This window comes from Paenibacillus sp. G2S3 (assembly GCF_030123105.1).
Taxonomy (GTDB): domain Bacteria; phylum Bacillota; class Bacilli; order Paenibacillales; family Paenibacillaceae; genus Paenibacillus_AQ.
Genome location: NZ_CP126095.1, coordinates 2,637,317 through 2,655,009, shown reverse-complemented (window position 1 = coordinate 2,655,009; position 17,693 = coordinate 2,637,317). Strand labels below are relative to the sequence as shown.

The following is a 17,693-nucleotide window of genomic DNA, read 5'->3' as shown; positions in this document are numbered from 1 at the left end:
TTAAGGATTGTGTAGCTCCTGCGCTAAAGCTGAACGTCAGCGTGGTCGTTCCAACTGCTTGTGTTGCTAAATACGCTTTTTTAATCGTTACCGTTGCGCCACTCACCGTATAATCCGTTCCAGCTACTAGGGTGGCCGTTCCATTTTTGATCGTGCTAAGCGTATTTCCGTTCAACGTCATAGTTACTGCAACGTCTGCTTGATTCGCTGTTTTCTTATCAAAGCTTGCTGTTGTTGGCGTTATCGTGGAATTGGATATAGGTGTTGTTGTATCCGTCACCGCAACCGCTAAGGATTGTGTAGCTCCTGCGCTAAAGCTGAAAGTCAGCGTAGTTGTTCCAACTGCTTGTGTTGCAAAATACGCTTTTTTAATTGATACCGTTGCGCCACTCACCGTATAATCTGTTCCAGCTACAAGGGTAGCAATTCCGTTTTTGATCGTGTTGAGCGTATTTCCATTCAACGTTAGCGTTACTGCAACGTCCGTTTGATTCACTGTTTTCTTATCAAAGCTTGCTGTTGTTGGAGTAATCGTTGAATTGGATATAGGTGTTGTCGTATCCGTTACCGCAACCGCTAAGGACTGCGTCGCTCCTGCGCTAAAGCTGAACGTCAGCATTGTCGTTCCAACTGCTTGTGTTGCTAAATACGCTTTTTTAATCGTTACCGTTGAGCCACTCACCGTATAATCCGTTCCAGCTACAAGGGTGGCCGTTCCATTTTTGATCGTACTGAGCGTATTTCCATTCAACGTAAGCGTTACTGCAACGTCCGCTTGATTCGCAGTTTTTTTATCAAAGCTTGCTGTTGTTGGAGTAATGGTTGAGCCTGTAGCTGGTGGATTTACAGGATCAGCATACAATGTGCCTCGGCCATTCGTTCCGAGATACACACGTCCGTAAATTCTTGGGTCACCAGTAATCGCCATATTAATCTTAGCGTATTGATGGGCATCGTCATTAATACGAACCCAAGTTGCGCCAACATCATCAGAACGGAACACACCCCGTACGCCATCAATCTTTGCTACCGTGTACAGTGCCATATAAGTTTGACCCGGCGCAGCCTTTCCATAACCAATGAGATCAGCTTCTTGTACGTTTGTTAATTTCGTGAAGCTCGCACCAGAGTTCGTGGAGTGCCACAAACCATATTTATTCTCAGTCGTGTTCCCTCCTGCAAACCAGATGTCGCCTTCAATACCCGGTACTGCCTTCATGCTGATCTGAGCTTCATTCGGCTGTAATCCAGCCACATTATTGGTTGGGAAACCTGAAGCTGAAGTGGCAGTAAATGTAGCTCCACCATCGACACTAACATAGAAGACTCCAGCAAAAAATCCATAGAATTTGTTAGCATTCACTCGATCTGAGGCTACTTTTGCCCCAGCAGGTAATCCGGCGCTTGCTGTCCAAGAGTTACCTGTTGTTTTGGAGTAGTACACACCAATATCCGAGGTGCTCCACACAATGGAGTTCCCACTTGCTGACACAGCTACTTGTCCATGCCCCACTGTTGTTTTGGTGCCATTTGACGGTTCGGAATTTGGCATGTACCAGTTCACTCCACCATCATTAGAGATACCAATAGATTTCATACTTGGTGTCTTCTCTTTATCCGCACTGCCTACCCGAACCATATAGGATGGACTCAGCTCTGCATAATCAATGCTCATCGTTGTTGCCCATGAAGGACTGGTCTGGAATTTAGTTGGCGCTACCGACAAATCCTCATGACGGAAACCAGATACGTCACCAAGTGCAGTGATCAAATGGGAGGTTCCCGTTGGCGGGCTTATCAACCCTAATACTGCAGTTTCCTCCACACCTTTTGCCATAACAGAGATATTCACCTTGCCTCCGGTATCCCATGAGTTCAAATTGTTTGAGCCATAAATGGTAGCCCCCGTACCATACATCATCCGGTTAGAGTTGAAAGGATCAATTTCCAGATCGCCCATCATCCAGCCCAGTTTCGGTGACGGATCAAGAGAGGTCGAAGTCGTTCCGTGATCGAGCCAAGGTGCTGCTGTGATATCCATACTGAACTTATAAGTTCGTTCTGGATAATTGCCCCAATCCCAAATTCGGCTCCATGTTGCACCACCGTTAGTACTGCGGAAAATCACTTCATCAGGCCACCAAGCGTTTAAACTGGATACCATAACTGTGTTAGGATTCTGAGCATCCACCGCCAAACCACCGAAGCCATACCAATTATCTGTTCCGGTTGAAGGACTGATGTTCGTCCATGCACCGCTTGTTTTATTGTATTTCCAAACCTCACCTTTACTTCCGTCATAAGGACCTACACCATTGCTATAAGTAATATACAGATCGCCAGTAGATGAAAGCACGCCATGATGTGGCAAGTAGCCTGTAGGTTGTCCTGCCAGAGCTGTCCAAGTTACGCCTCCATCTGTACTTCGATATACGCTGCTTGCTGTATCGGCAACCCCTACATATATCGTTTGAGTCGCATTGCCAAGTGTTCCTGTGCTTTTATCGAACGTAATCCAGGATAGGCCGACAAGATCATTTCCGTAATCCAGTGTCGGATTCTGAATATATGTTCCTACATTCGTAAAAGAGGTTACCTTCGACCAAGTAACACCGGAGTCCGTACTTTTCCAGAGCCCATTACCACTTCTAGCTCCGAAGAATAAAATATTATTCTTATTCGGGTCGATGACGAGGCGTTCGCCCGCAGAGCGACCCGGCATATTGCCACCTACTTTAAAAGGCAGTGGAGTGGTTTGCCAAGTGTTTCCCCGGTCACTAGAGCGCATGATCTGACCGTTATTATCCCAAGAGTTAGTATAAGTACCTGTTGCCATATAGACTTTGTTCGGATCAATAGGATCTGTAGCAAGAGCATCAACACCATTCTTATTCCAATCCACCCAGCCTACGGAATCACTAATCGAAGTCCAACTAGATGTAGCCTGATTCCAGCGATAGGCACCTCCGATATCTGTTCTCGCATAAATTAAATTGGGTTCGGACTGATTAAAAATAATTCCGGGTACAAAACCACCGCCTGCTCCCGTTACAACACTCTTCCAATTGTAAGGTTCACTTGCGGCTGCATGAGTAGTAGCTGGGAATGCAGAGAATAAAGAGCCTACCATCGCGCCAAGCAGGATTAACAATCCAGTTTTTCGGATACGATTACGAATCACGTTTTACGCCTCCTACAATTTTATTGGTTTGCTTTTGCTTTCCTCCTACTCTGTTTCCCTGCTTCTCTCCTCCCCCCCATAAACATAACTAATTAAAATTTACTGATAACGCTTTCATTATAATGGTAATGTTTTTCACAATCGATAGAAAATGGTTATATTTTCATGAAGTTTGTCTCTAAAAATCGTACCATTTTCACACCATAGATTACATTTCACAAGCATAAATGCCTCCCCTAAGAGGAGTGTAAAATCAAAAATCCAGAAAACTCAAAAAAGCCTTCTCCACCCTAACGGCGAAGAAAGCTACTACTGCTTAATGTGTGAGCACAAATTCATCCAGCATCTTACCATCCACATCATAAGCCTGATAAGTCAAACTATCCTCGGTAACACTAATCCCTGCGAACATTTGCCTGTAGTTTTGAAAATGCACCGCATGATAGAACTGATCTTCTTTTTTCTCATTAAACTTTCCACCAGATGCATTGGTCACAACATATACCGTACCTCTTTTAGCACCTACCGGATTTTCACCTTCAGGAACGATTTTCCCAGCCCGTAACGGGTAAGATCTGGAGTACTCATGATTATGACCCTGCAGCACCAAATCGACCTCATACGCATCAAAAATATCCGTCCAATCTTCAACCTTCTTATATGAATTCCCTCCGTATGCCGGACGGTGCATCGCAACGATCTTCCATTCCTTATCCGTGCTCTTCAAATCTTGCTTCAGCCACTCGGCTTGCTTTTTCAAATTGCTCTCCGTATTCAATACAGACACATGTACAGGACCGTAATCGAAGGAATACGAGGTGCCTGCAATAGAACCTTTTGCCCCGTTATCCGGCAGATTGAAATGGGAAGTAAAGTCCGCCGCATCGTCATCCACCTCATCATGATTTCCTGTAACAGGCATTAAGGGTATCTCAGAAATCAAGCCTTGCACGTTACCAAAAAATTGATCCCAGCCCGCCGAATCCTCCGGGTTCTCCGTTAAGTCACCGTTATGCACAATAAACTTAGCCTCTGGAAAGGTCTGAAAGGCCTTGCTCAATGTCTTCCCCCACAGTTTAAAATCATTCGATGTTTCCCCTTGGGAATCCGCGACGTTGATAAACGTAACACTATCTAATCCTGCCTCTTCCGTGGTGAATTCCGCAACTGAACTCCATTCTCCCTCAAGCCCGCTGCCCACTCTGTAAGAATATAATGTCCCAGGTTCAAGACCTGTAACCTCCGCTTTATGAACACCTCTGGTACCATTGTCTGTTTTTATGGCGCTACTATTTGCTTCTACTCTTAGTACATCTAAATTTGCAAAAGAGGTCACCTGTCCCTTTACCCACTCCAGAACTCCTGCGGTATTTGAATCGTTAGTATACCAAGTAAACGCACGACTCGTGCTCGCATCTCCCTTAAAGGTGGTAACAAGATCATACGGGGCTGATGATTTCGCGGAGCTCCCGGATTTGGACCACTCCATCCCTATAGCCACCAAGATCAGAACAATCACTACTACCCCTAGGATGATGGCGAATTTATAGTCTTTCATCACGGTTCCTCCTTAAGTTTTCTCTCTATTCTTCTAACTAAGATAGCCTTCCAGAAAGTCAGAAGTCAAATCTATACCCATACTTTTGTTAACGCAGTGTAAAACATTCAGCTAACATTCAGTCTATTTTAAGTTAAGCATAAGGTCTGTCTCCTAGAATTAGTTGTGCAAGAAGGATAACCAATGACAGAGATAGAGATAGAAACGAGGTGGGAAAATGAGTAACAAGCTTCAATTCCGGCATGAGCTAAAATTCTTCATTAACTATCATCAATACCTTATATTGCGTCAGCGATTACAGAGCTTGATTGATACAGACCAGCACGCCAATGAGAGTGGCGAATATCATATTCGCAGTTTGTATTTTGACGACATCAACAACTCGGCGCTTGCCGACAAACTCGGAGGTCTCAGAGAACGCGCCAAATATCGTATTCGTATCTACAACGTTCAAGACAATATCATTCACTTTGAGAAAAAAATCAAAATGGACGATTATATCGCCAAAATCAAAGAGCCACTGACCCGTCAGATGTACGACGAGATCATGGCAGGCAACTATGAGGTGCTGAATGTCCCGGACAGTCCACTGTTCATGGAGTTATACAATCAGATGCGTCATAACCTGCTTCGGCCGAAGGTCATCGTGGATTACGTTCGCGAGCCCTATGTTTGCCACAACGGCAATGTGCGGATCACGTTCGATAAGGATTTACGTACTGGTCTGCATTCGACGGATATTTTTGATAAGGATTTGCATCCGATTCAGGCGATTGATGAGAATTTTATTATTTTTGAAGTGAAATTCGATGAGTACATTCCGGAATACATTAAAATTGCGCTGCAGTTAGAGGGGCTGAACAGACAGTCCGCTTCAAAATATGTGATCTGCCGCAAATTCTTAAAAACCAACACTTGGGAGGATTATTGATTATGAATGCATCACTAGCAACACTAGCAGCAACCGCAACAACAGATACAACCACAAATACTTTTTCAGATATCATTAAAAACTCGGTGATAGACAACTTTGTCTCCGATATAAGCATCTCGAAAATGCTCATCACCTTAGGTGTGGCTTTTCTGATTGGCTACTTTATTTATCTGCTCTACAAACGTGTATTTAGCGGAGTGTTATATTCTAAAAGCTTTAACGTTTCCCTAATGGGCATGACCATGATTACAGCGACTGTCATTATTGCCATCAACTCTAACCTTGTGCTGTCCCTCGGTATGGTCGGCGCATTGTCCATCGTTCGTTTCAGAACGCCGATCAAAGATCCAACAGATCTGATCTTCTTATTCTGGGCAGCAGTTGCAGGGATTGTAACTGGCGCTGGCTTCTTCACTTTGGCTATTGTTGGTTCAATCATCATTGGTCTAATTCTGTTCCTGTTCATCAAACATTCTTCTATCGAAACACCATATTTGCTAGTCATTAACTGTGATAGCGACGAGAGTGAACGTGAAGTCCACAGCCATATCACCAAATCTGTGAAACGCTACAACGTGAAGCAAAAAACAGTATCTGCAAACAATATCGAATTAACACTGGAGCTTCGTCTGGATGATAAAGTAGGTGGCTTTGTCAATACCGTTTCCGACTTAAAGGGTGTTAAAAATGCACTTCTGATTAGCTATAGCGGCGACTATGTATCCTAAACACAATAAGATGAAAGGCGGTGCCCCAGATGAAAGCAAGAGGTAAATCTATCCTGCTGAGTCTTTGTTGCCTGCTGCTGGTCATCGCTGTAGCTGGGTGCCAGAACGCAAGTCCATCGGCAACAAACGAAACTGCAACAGATTCTAAGGATAAGGTAGTCTCGAGCGACGAGAAAAATCTAGACGAGCAGGTCTTTCCAAAAGATAAGGTCGTCGATGTCAAAATCACTTTGGACCCGGATGATTTTCAGGATATGCTGGATAATGCCAGCGCGGAAGAATATAAAGCCGCTTCGGTTGAGTACAACGGCGTTAAGTTCGATAACGTTGCCGTGCGGACCAAAGGTAATCTTAGTCTCAGAAGTGTAGTACAGATGACGGACTCTGATCGCTACAGCTTCAAAATTTCTTTTGATGAATATGTGAACCAGAACTTATTCGGCATCACTAAGATCAACCTGAATAACAATTACAGCGATGCTTCTTATATGCGTGAATTTCTGACCTACGAGCTCGCGGAAAGTGTCGGACTTCCGACGCCGAAATATTCCTTCGTCAATGTATACGTCAACGATGAGCTAAAGGGCTTCTACCTCGCGGTAGAACAGATCGGCGACGCTTATCTGGAACGCAACTTCGGAAACTCTTATGGTGCACTTTATAAAGGGGAAATGACCGGTCAGGGCAGTGACTTAACTTGGCTTGGTGACGATCCTTCCCTTTATACCGGATTAGTAATGAAGTCGGATAAATCCAACGATGATATTCTGATCGATATGCTGAATGAGCTTAATAACGGCACCGATTATGAAAAATACATCGACGTAGAGGAATCGCTGAAGTATATCGCTCTAAATGCGGTCACGGCAAATATGGACAGTTATTTAGGTGGTAATAAACAAAACTATTACTTATATGAAGACGAAGGCGTCTTCTCGATCCTGCCGTGGGATTATAATATGGCTTTTGGCGGCATGGGCAGCGCAGATGTGCTGATTAACGAGCCAACTCAAGGCGCATTGGCTGAACGTCCTCTGATTGCAAAGCTACTTGCTAACGACGAATATAAAGCGAAATATCACGAGATTGTCAGCGAGATGATTAATGGCTATCTAGCAGGTGACACATTCCAAACTAGAATGGATCAGCTGGACACGATGATTTCCAGCTATGTCAAGGCGGATCCTTCTGCTTTCTACACCTTCGAGCAATATGAAGAAGGGATTAAATCTGTTAAGACCTTCATGTCGAACATGGCTGAAAATATCCAGCAGCAGCTCGACGGAACCATCCCTTCCTCCGGTGACGGATCGGGAAGCGGTATGGGTGGTGGCATGGGCGGCGGCGGTTTTGGTGGTGGCGCTAGGAATGGCGCAGCAGCAGGTGCCGCTGGTGCTACTGGTGCAGGTGCTGGACAAGGTGAGAACGGTGCGAGTAAACAGCAGACTGGCGCGGGGGCGAACCAGAGCGCGGGCGGTACTGACACGGGGACCGCTCAGAGCACAGGATCTGGCGGTGCGAGCAGTGCTAACGCGGGAACTGAAAGTACAGGTGCTGGCGGCGTGGTTGCTGCTGCACCGAATACCGAAAACGGGCAAGCTGCCACGGATGGGCAGGCTCCTCAGAGCGGCGCAGGCGGCGAGCCCGGCGCCATGGGCGGACCGGCTATCCCTGATGCCGGTGCGGTACCTGGCAGTAACACGCAAGCAGCAGCTGGCGGGCAGACCAATAACAACGGGCAGGCTGTGCAAGGTGCGCAGACTAACACCGATGCGCAAGCCACTCAGGGTGGTCAAACCAATACTGACGGACAGGCAACTCAAGGTGGATTCACCGGCGGACCTGGCGGTGCACCAGGTGCTATGGGTGGCCCAACTATCCCTGAAGGCGGGAACGGACCTGGCGGTGGTGGCATGGGTGGCGGTATGCCCGGTGGTATGGGTGGTGATTTTGGCGGCGGTGCTGGCGCTATGCAGCAAAAAGGCAGCACGAGTGAAGCCATCACTACTGGGGTCGCAATACTACTCTTACTGTTGACTGCATTCTTTGTGACCTTCTATAAGCGGAAACGGTTATAGATAAGTAAAGCACTTATTCTTAAGACATAAGCGCCTTCGTCTGTTCTATATGAACGACGAAGGCGTTTCTATTTTAATGACGGTAAAGTTACTTTCGGACACCAACGCCTTTATCTGTAACTTTTCCGCTGTTTTGGAATGTTATCGGACATCATGGACGTTATTCGACTGAAATAACACCTTAAACCTGCTTTTTTCCATGAATAGTGACCCTCGAGTCCGCAGATCGCCTCAAAAGGCTTAAAATGCGCAAATAGCTGCATCTGAGTCCGTACACACAGGAGCAAGAAGAAACCAGTCAGCAGAAGGAACTAACAGAGGCAACAATAACTATATTAGAACCCCATCTCCAGACAAGATTTTAACTGCTGGTCTGTTCCAATGAAACTAAAAGTAGATGATGGACGATATAAGGCACTAAGCCAATCAAGGTAGATAAAATTAAATACCGGGCATGGTAGTCTTTGATCAGTAATTGTCATTGACTCGCCCTGTTTCAGTTTAATATATTTACTGCTCTTGTATCCGTGTGAAGTGTCTTAAGCTCCACCAAGCTTCAAAATGCAGAAATCTCCACAAAAAAACTGTGAACAGTTCCACCTCACTCGAAACTGTTCACAGTTATATGATCAAACTTTTTTTCTAATCAAAGTATCCAGCTCTGATCAAGGAATATAATGCTCCCCTATTACTCTTTCCGCCCGCGTAATATACTTATAGCCGCTATTAGAAAGGCTAGTAAAGATATGCCGACTGCGATGTAGACCATTGGGTTAACACTATTTGATTTTTCCTCATCTTTCATGATAGCATTATGCTCTTCCATGCTCATGGAATCGCTCTTAACATTGGAACCGTGAGAATGTTCATCCCCACCGGAAGCTTGTACAATTGTAGTAATGGAATGCGGATTCTCTGTTCCAGCTTCACCGGACCATTGCACCAAGCTTCCATCGGCATAGTGTTGATAAGCATTCCATGCGATGTCACCAGCAGCATCAGGGTTCTTGGCCGTAAAGTAGAAGCGTTGGAATTGCCCCTTCTGAATGCCCTCACCATTAGCTATCCAGCTAACCTTATTCCCTTCAATGGTAACATCCCATCCTGGTGTAGCCTCATATTGTTTGAACTCTGCACCTGCTGGAACTCGTAGATCAACCTGTACAGTTGCCACATCTTTTTCCGAAGGAACCTTTAATGTATAGGTTTCCCATGCCCCCGTGCTAGATTGTGCTGGTGCCACGGTTACGTGCGCGCTAGCCACGGCTGCAAACAACAACAGTGTTGCGGCAGCTGGTGCGAATAGCGTCATTATTTTGCGAGATAATCTGTTCATAGTTAGCCTCTTCTCATCAATAATTATATAACTTCGTCCTTAACTTCTTACTATACATCTTTCGAAAAATCTCGTTTACGTGAAGCAAGCCCTTGCTCCAAGGCATAACGCGTCAGCTGCGTTCGGTTTTGGAGTTGAAGCTTTTGGAGGATATTCTTCAGATGATTTTTTACGGTATGCTCCGAAATTCCCAAGCTCAAGGCAATCTCTTTATTTTTCGATCCAGAAGATACACAGCTTAAAATCTCTTTCTCCCTTGCCGTCAATGACTCCCCTTCATCTGTTACTGAGGGCACGGTAAACTCCTTCAAGATTTGAAAAGCCAGTTCCCGACTAAGCGGTGCTTCTTCATTAACAATGGCCTGCAAATATTGAATCCAGGTGGAAGGTGCCAGGTTCTTTAGCAAATACCCCTGTGCTCCTTGCTTCAGTGCTTCGAGGAGGTGGGAAATCTCGTCCGATACGGTAACGATAACGATTTTGACATAGGGATATTCCTGCTTGATCCGGCGAGTAGTCTCCAGCCCGTCCATCTCCGGCATCTGTATGTCGATTAGAATGAGATCAGGCATCCATTGGGCTGTGAAAGCGATCGCCTCAGCACCACTCTCCACTACACCAATGACCTCAAAACTATCATCCATGGACAAAATCTCACACATCGCTTCACGTGCATGCGCATGATCGTCCACAACTAAAACCCGGTAGCGGCTCATAGACTGACATCCCCTTTCGTAATTTTAACCTGGGTGCCTGTGTCACCAGAAGTCAGCGTAAGCTGCCATCCCATTCGCTCTATACGCTCCTTCATAATTTGAAGTCCGTAGCTGCCACTCACTTTAAAGGGATCATGCTGAAATCCTTCTCCATTGTCTGCAACAACTACTTTCCAGCTCTTCTCATCGCCAGCGCCAGTAATTGAAACCAGTCCCGCTCGTGTATGCTTACGAACATTAATGATCGCTTCTCGTATACAGGATAACAATTCAGATTTCTCTGAAGCGGAGAGCGCATCATCTTGCAGACTCCAATTGAGAGAGGCGTCGATCATAATCTCATTTGCCATCTGGGCTAGCTGATCTTTTACCGACTGTTCCAATGAGAAAGAACTCTGCTCAGAGACTGGAATCTTCAGATTGGCAATGGCCTGCCGCACATAACGGTTCACCTCATGGACCGTCTTTTTGATCTGATCCACATTTTCCTCACTGACTTCACCGTTCTTGCGGCTTGCTTCTAGTCGGTCGATTTTGACAGATAAGAGAAATAAAGATTGCGCCATCCCATCATGCAGTTCCTTGGCTAGTCCTTCCCGAGCTTTCATTGCATCCTTAAGCGCACGTTCTTGCTCCAGCTCCCGCTGATTCCGCTCCATAAGCGAGAACAGAGGGAATAGCAATACGAGACTGACCAAAAACACAAGAACCGGCGTCAAATAGTTCCCCAAGTCCATAGAAATATAAGGCATTAGAAACTGGTGACGCACAATCTCCCAGATACCCACCATTAGCGTTGGCAGTAACAGGATCATATACTTTATTTGTTTATACGTTGCCGTCCCCTCCTGCACATCTTATGCTTAACATTATCACCGTCTCATCCCACCTACATGACTCGATCGGGCTATATAGACTCATTAATGTTACAAATTTAAGTATTTTAAAAGGTGATTGCTGACATTTATAATATCATGAGCAAGCTTTCTTATATTGTAGCAAAAAAAAGATACATCTTACGATGCACCTAACCATTTCTACTTTTACTGCAAAGTCCTACCTAAAGTGGTGAAGTATAACGTCCATATTGAATGTCCATTTCCTTAAACGAGTCTCCTTCTTTTTTCAGAAGAAATGTATTTACTCCCTCTGATCCCCACCAATTCATGCCAAGTAGTGGACCTTCTGAGGTTTCAGCAGCAAAAAGAATGGAGAACATTTCAGGTATAACCTCTCCGCCATCGTCAACCCGCCAGACTGAATATTCATCACCTTGAATCACCGCTGGATAGTCCATGAAGGTAAGTTCATCTTTTTCTTTCCAGACGAGACTAAATAACATATCCTGATCCAGCCTTACAAATTGAACGAGATATAGCTGCCGATCTGTAGATAGGTCTGCTAGCTTCCAAATTTGCTGGATTTCACGATTTTTTGTATCTACAATACGCTGTCGAACACTTTCCTCCACAGTAGACAAAGCTTCTTGACCCTCTAAAGATTCAATAGGCAAAAGCGCATCAACCTTAAAGTCTATTTGATCTGTCAAATAGTAGGTTTCATCCGGGGTCGCATTTTCCTCTTCCACCGTATAAAGATAACCCGCCAGATTCTCAAAATTATGCGCCATCTCCCGGCCATTACTGTTCTCTGTTCCATCCTGCCATTTATTAAATTTAACCTTTAACACTTTACCCTGATCACCAATAGCCTCATTTAATTGTGCCATCTCCTGATCCAGCCCTTTTTCATGCCCGGTTACTAGAATATTCCGCCCCTCGGCGTCCGCAAAGCCGAAATTCGATCTCAGCTTCGCAGCATCTAGATAAGCTTCTGTCTGCTCCATGCTTGAAGTTGGTGATGGTCCTGCGCTGGGAGGAAGAGTTGGTGAAGGCAGTACAGTTTCCGCACTTTGTTCCGGTGTAGACTCAACATGCTCGCCATCACTGGTCAAAGAGTTGTTGCTAGAACAACCCGCCAACATAAGAACAATAAAGATACTCAGCATGAGCTTATTCATTCTTATTCCTCCAAACGAAGTTAGAATATCCCCATGCTCAGGTAACGTTCTCCCGCATCAGGTGCAATACATAGTACTCGCTTGCCGGGCCCGAGCCGACGAGCTTCCTGCAATGCTGTCCATACTGCGGCACCACCTGATGGCCCAAGCAGAATCCCTTCTTGTGCAGCCAGCGTTCTCACGGTATTCAGTGCATCTTCATCCGAAACTTGAACGATTTCATCATAGACCTTCATATTCAGAATGGCGGGTATAAAGCCCGGACTGGTTCCAACCAGCTTATGCGGTCCTGGCTTTCCCCCGGATAACACTGGCGAGCCCTGTGGCTCAACAACTAGAATCCGAATATCTGGAAGCTGCTCACGCAACACTTCCCCAGTTCCAGTTATCGTGCCTCCTGTTCCCGAAGAAGCAACGAACACGTCCAGCCTCCCTTCCATTTGCTCCATAATTTCAAGAGCTGTCGTAGTTCGGTGAATGTCGGGGTTCGCTTTGTTCTCGAATTGCTGTGGAATAAAGCTATTCGCCACTTCTTTCCCCAGCTCGATTGCTTTCGCTATAGCACCCGGCATCCGCTCCGCTGCAGGAGTCAGCACAACTTCAGCGCCATAAGCCTTTAGAATATTGATTCGTTCCTTTGTCATATTGTCAGGCATGACAAGAATCGCTTTATAACCTTTTGCAGCAGCATTCATAGCCAAGCCTATGCCTGTATTTCCGCTTGTCGGCTCTATGATGGTTCCTCCGGGTTTCAGCTGCCCACCTAGTTCAGCTTGCAGAATCAGATTATAAGCTGCTCTGTCCTTTACACTGCCACTGGGATTGAAGCGTTCCAGCTTCACATATAGTTCTGCATCTTGGGGTGTGGTTAACCGATTTATTCGTACAACCGGTGTATTCCCAATCAGCTCAGTTATATTGTTAACAACAAGGGATGTCATCCTAGAGCCTCCTTCATTACTTTACATACCATTCATTGTAACTGGAGAGCCATCTCCTGTCGATTCTGGAACTTCTAGTCTCCCTAAATTAAAAAGCCGCCTCCCGTACTAATGGGTAGGCGGCTTCATTATTACTGGCTACTGAATACAGTTTACGGATTCACGTTAATGGTAAAAGTAGATGTATTATTCTTAATATTCGTTACCGTGTTCGTAATCTTCAGATTGTTGAAGGTTGCTGAGCCTCTAGCTGGCCCTTGACCAGCCTCAGCAGATTCATTCACCCAGATGCCCACTCCGGATTTGCTATCAAAAGCATCGCCGCTCTTCTGCGCACCGGTAATTGTAACGTTATTAAAGATGGTATCTGTTACTGGGAATTGTGGAGTGGAACCTACATAGTTGGTCTGGAACATGATGCCATGATAGGTTGGATCAATGATATCCACATCATTGACTCGGATACCTTGGAAGACCTTGGAGGCCGAGAATACCCAGATCGCCGGGAAGGTCTGCGCCCCCCAGAAATGCCCACCTGCACGAACAATAGAAATATTCTCAAAATTCGTAGTCGGTGAAGCTCCGAAGCCGTTCATCGGATACCCAAAGTCTAACGAGCTGATCGTAATCCCGGAGTAGCAAAGTGTATCCGCAATGTAAATGTTACGGAAGGTATTTGCGTATCCACCATAGACAGCTACACCAGCAGCACGCCATGTCAAGATTGAAGTGAGGTTCTCGTAGACATTATCCTTCATATCAGCACCGCCGGAATCAATCGCCGAGAACAATGCAAAGCTGTCATCCCCTGTTGCTCGCGCTTCAATATTGGATACTAGGTTATTCGTGCTCCCATTCGTCATATTGATGCCGTCAGCGAAGGTGTTACGGATACGGGAGTTTTTAATCACCATGTTATCTGTATTGGCTCCCCAGTACATACATACCTGATGTTCGGTCCAGATGTTGTCGATCGTAATGTTCGCCACATTGGAGAAATCAAATACTTTACCAGGACCGTCGATTCGTGAAGTATAGTTCCCGAAATATGCGAAATTCGCAAAGGTAGATCCATTAGCTGTATCACTGGCTCGGAATCCTACATCGGTATTCTCTTGGTTAGTTGGAGCGATAAACCTTGTATACCAAGGACCCGCACCGATGACCTTCACTGCCTTGCCATAGACCTGAAATTTGTTAGAGGTCTGATAGTTGCCTGGTGGCAAATACACGCCTACGAGATTTCCTGTAGTGTCCATGCGCACCTTATCAAGCGCATTTTGGACATCCTGATGCGTAAAGCCTGCAGGAACAGTGTATTTAGCCGGATCTGGATTTGCAATCGGTGAAACCTGCTCCAGACTGATGAAGTCAATCGCGTATTGAGAAGTGTTAGCTGTATCTTTTTGTAAGCGGATCGTACTTCCTGCCGGAATCGTGCTATCAAACATAATGTTAGCTTCATCATAAATATGCCGTGGAGAACCTGCACTTGGCGAATTGCCAGGACTTGTCTCCGAACCGTATAACCATGCATATTTAGAGGTTAAGTTAATGGCCTTGTTAAAGACACCATTAACATAGATGTTAAGCGTAGCATTTGTGCCATCACCACTAGCTGAATCTGGAATCGAGAAACGAGTAACCAGAGTGTTCGTGCTAGCCTTTGTCGTGAATTCAACATAGCTACCTGTGGTGTTCAAAGTGACTGCTCTTCTGCCTGAAGCCTCACCTGCAGGATCGCCGATGGTCCGATTGGCAGAAAGCTTCACGGCTCCACCGCCAATAACCCCATCCTCAGCCTCGTACATATCGTAAGGCATGTTAGCTCCTCGACCGATGAACAGTGACTGCGTCTGAATATTATTAGCCCGTTTCACAGGCAGCTCATTAGCATCTACTGCAATTTCACTCTTCACAGTATATTTGCCATTTCCTGCAGTCCAATTGCCAAGAGTTACAGGCGCTGTGGTTACCCCACTTGCAATTACGCCGTTATAGGTACCCGTTAGAGTTTTAACCACCGCATTAGTAGTAGCATCTAAAACCGTCAGAGTTATGTTATGTGCACCACTCGCGGAAGCTGCTGTACCTTGATTCTTAATGGCAACTGAGAAGCTTACAGTGTTGCCGCTTGCTGGATTGCCAGGTGTCCAACTGACGGAGGAAGCAACCAGGTCAGAACTGGACACAGGAGCAATAACAAGGGAAGTCGGGCTAGTGAAGCTATTATTCCCCTCATTTGATTCAATCACTGTATTATTCTCATCGACCTTTGCACTTAATGAGTAGGTTGCTGCATCTTTTGCCCCGATATTAAGAGGCACATTCGTTGATGCGCCAGCTGCTAAAGCCCCCACTGGGCTAGTGCCTACAAGTGTAGTGCCCAAGTAAAAATTTACATTAGTAGCTGCAGAAGCAAGGGTGCCGATATTCTTAACGGTTGCGTTTAGAGTAATGGCATCCGTCTCTATTGGAGCTGCAGGTGTCCAAATAAGAGCCGTCACCGTCAAATCTGGATTCGCAGATGGTGTACCCAGCACTTGAAATTCAGCGATTTGTCCAGCACTTGAACCAGAGTTAGTGGTGATCTTCAGCTGTAATTCACTAGCCGTAGCCGTTACTGGAATCGTCACTGTATTGCCGGTTGCCGGATTAAAGGTATACACGGTCGCAGGTACAAGACTAGTAAAAGCCGTTGTATTCTGATTATGCCCAAGCACTTGAATGGTCTGAGTACGTGTGGACCAGGCCGATGCAGGATTCAGCTTGAGAACAACCGATGTAACATCAGCATTGCTGCCCAAATTAACAGTTAATGTGTTCGGATAGCTTCCCCCTGCCCCCTCCCAATAAGTGGTTACATCACCGTCATTCGCATTCGTCTGCACAAAGGTGAAGACAGAGGACGACGCTGTTATACTTTTGTTCAACGCCAGATTAGAACCCGTCCCAGGTGTTGGTGTTGGTGTTGGCGTTGGTGTTGGGGTTACTGTCGGTGTTGGTGTGGCCGTTGGTGTTGGTGTTGGTGTTGGTGTTGCTGTCGGCGTTGGTGTTGCTGTTGGCGTCGGTGTTGGGGTTGGCGTCGGTGTTACCGTTGGTGTTGGTGTTGCTGTCGGTGCCGAAGATGGGGTAAGGATCAGGTTGTCCAGATTCACATTTCCAGAATCACCAGCATCATATTTATAAGTAATCGTGTTAGCACCAGCATTCAAGGCTAGCGTTTCAATCTTTGTTGACCATGTGTTCCAGTTGGCCAGATTTAAAAGCGAAGTTTGCTTTATTTTCGTACCATTTACATAAACACTAATTGTTTTTGTGCTGCCTGAAGCATTTGCATATTTCAATGCGGCATCATAATTTCCACCAGAGGCAACATTAACGCTAAATGCAGTCGCTGCTCCTTGAGCTAGGTAGCCATCTACAAAACCGGCTCCGGTATACCCTGAATGATCTGTGTTCACTTTGGCGCCACCGGATAAAGCAGCGTTCTCGGCTTCATATCCTGCCGTTGGGAGTGTTGTTGTGCTGCCATAAATCTCAAATTCCGATAACTGTGCTGCTGGCCATCCCGTATTTGCTGTGAAGTTCAATTTAACATATCTAGCGCTTGCAGCCGTAAAATCAATGGTTACAGTATTAGATCCGCTTGCAGGATTAAATGTGTAATTGGCAGAGGCCGCTAAGTTCGTGTAAGTAGAGTCATCTGAGCTCCCCTGTACCGACAATGTTTGGGTTCTTGTTTCCCAGTTCGTCGGTAGCTTTAGAACTACCTGATTGACGCTGCTTACGTCACCTAAGTCCACTTTAATCCATTGAGGGAATGCGTTGCTTGCACTTTCCCAATACGTTCCTGGGTTACTGTCATTAGCATTAGCTGATACATATACATCACCGAATGAGCTTGAAGTAATACTCTTCCCCTGGGCTAAATTCCCCGCAGCTAAACTCACCGAGGGGTATAACGCTAATTGGCCTACAAATAATATTACAATCAAAAAATACATTACTGCCGACTTACCCGTAAATTTTTTAGAAGCTGCTATCATTAGAGATCCACCTCCCAAAGTTTTGTAAAGCTATGCAGACTATTAAGAATACGCTTTCAAAATAGTGTTGTTATAGACATTCGCCTCCTAAAATGAACCAGATAGTGTTCTAACGAGACTTAACAATCGCTTCATTATTAGCTGCCCGTCAT

At 45.6% G+C, this 17,693-nt stretch carries 10 protein-coding genes and 1 pseudogene; 3 read left to right on the top strand and 8 right to left on the bottom strand.

Annotated elements, in window-relative coordinates; genetic code table 11:
- Nucleotides 1-7 precede the first annotated feature (7 nt).
- Nucleotides 8-3,130: pseudogene (locus tag QNH28_RS11370) on the bottom strand (X2-like carbohydrate binding domain-containing protein); the annotation flags it as partial.
- Nucleotides 3,131-3,497: 367 nt separating this feature from the next.
- Complete coding sequence (locus QNH28_RS11365; protein WP_283911454.1) at nt 3,498-4,739, bottom strand: purple acid phosphatase family protein; 1,242 nt, start codon at nt 4,737-4,739, stop codon at nt 3,498-3,500.
- Between the two features lie 217 nt (nt 4,740-4,956).
- Between QNH28_RS11365 and QNH28_RS11360 the strand changes: the two genes are divergently transcribed.
- The 3 genes from QNH28_RS11360 to QNH28_RS11350 are packed head-to-tail and all read left to right on the top strand — an operon-like array spanning nt 4,957 to nt 8,479.
- Complete coding sequence (locus QNH28_RS11360) at nt 4,957-5,670, top strand: polyphosphate polymerase domain-containing protein (protein ID WP_283911453.1); 714 nt, start codon at nt 4,957-4,959, stop codon at nt 5,668-5,670.
- A 2-nt stretch (nt 5,671-5,672) separates the two neighbouring features.
- Nucleotides 5,673-6,401: a DUF4956 domain-containing protein gene (locus QNH28_RS11355; RefSeq protein ID WP_283911452.1), complete on the top strand. Its 729-nt coding sequence runs from the start codon at nt 5,673-5,675 to the stop codon at nt 6,399-6,401.
- Nucleotides 6,402-6,430: 29 nt separating this feature from the next.
- On the top strand, nt 6,431-8,479 hold the full coding sequence (locus QNH28_RS11350; protein ID WP_283911451.1) for a CotH kinase family protein: 2,049 nt from the start codon (nt 6,431-6,433) through the stop codon (nt 8,477-8,479).
- A gap of 688 nt (nt 8,480-9,167) precedes the next feature.
- Here QNH28_RS11350 and QNH28_RS11345 read toward each other — a convergent pair.
- The 6 genes from QNH28_RS11345 to QNH28_RS11320 all read right to left on the bottom strand — a co-directional run bounded on the left by QNH28_RS11345 (nt 9,168) and on the right by QNH28_RS11320 (nt 17,541).
- Nucleotides 9,168-9,815: a DUF1775 domain-containing protein gene (locus QNH28_RS11345; protein ID WP_283911450.1), complete on the bottom strand. Its 648-nt coding sequence runs from the start codon at nt 9,813-9,815 to the stop codon at nt 9,168-9,170.
- Between the two features lie 50 nt (nt 9,816-9,865).
- A complete protein-coding gene (locus QNH28_RS11340) occupies nt 9,866-10,531 on the bottom strand; it encodes a response regulator (protein ID WP_283911449.1) in 666 nt (221 codons plus the stop codon).
- A complete protein-coding gene (locus tag QNH28_RS11335) occupies nt 10,528-11,346 on the bottom strand; it encodes a sensor histidine kinase (protein WP_283911448.1) in 819 nt (272 codons plus the stop codon). The genes QNH28_RS11340 and QNH28_RS11335 overlap by 4 nt, the downstream gene beginning before the upstream one ends.
- 245 nt (nt 11,347-11,591) lie before the next feature.
- Nucleotides 11,592-12,551 (bottom strand): hypothetical protein, encoded by a 960-nt coding sequence (locus QNH28_RS11330; RefSeq protein ID WP_283911447.1) that lies wholly within the window; start codon nt 12,549-12,551, stop codon nt 11,592-11,594.
- 20 nt (nt 12,552-12,571) lie between these two features.
- A complete protein-coding gene (gene cysK, locus QNH28_RS11325) occupies nt 12,572-13,492 on the bottom strand; it encodes a cysteine synthase A (protein ID WP_283911446.1) in 921 nt (306 codons plus the stop codon).
- 152 nt (nt 13,493-13,644) lie between these two features.
- On the bottom strand, nt 13,645-17,541 hold the full coding sequence (locus tag QNH28_RS11320) for a discoidin domain-containing protein (protein WP_283911445.1): 3,897 nt from the start codon (nt 17,539-17,541) through the stop codon (nt 13,645-13,647).
- Nucleotides 17,542-17,693: the final 152 nt, after the last annotated feature.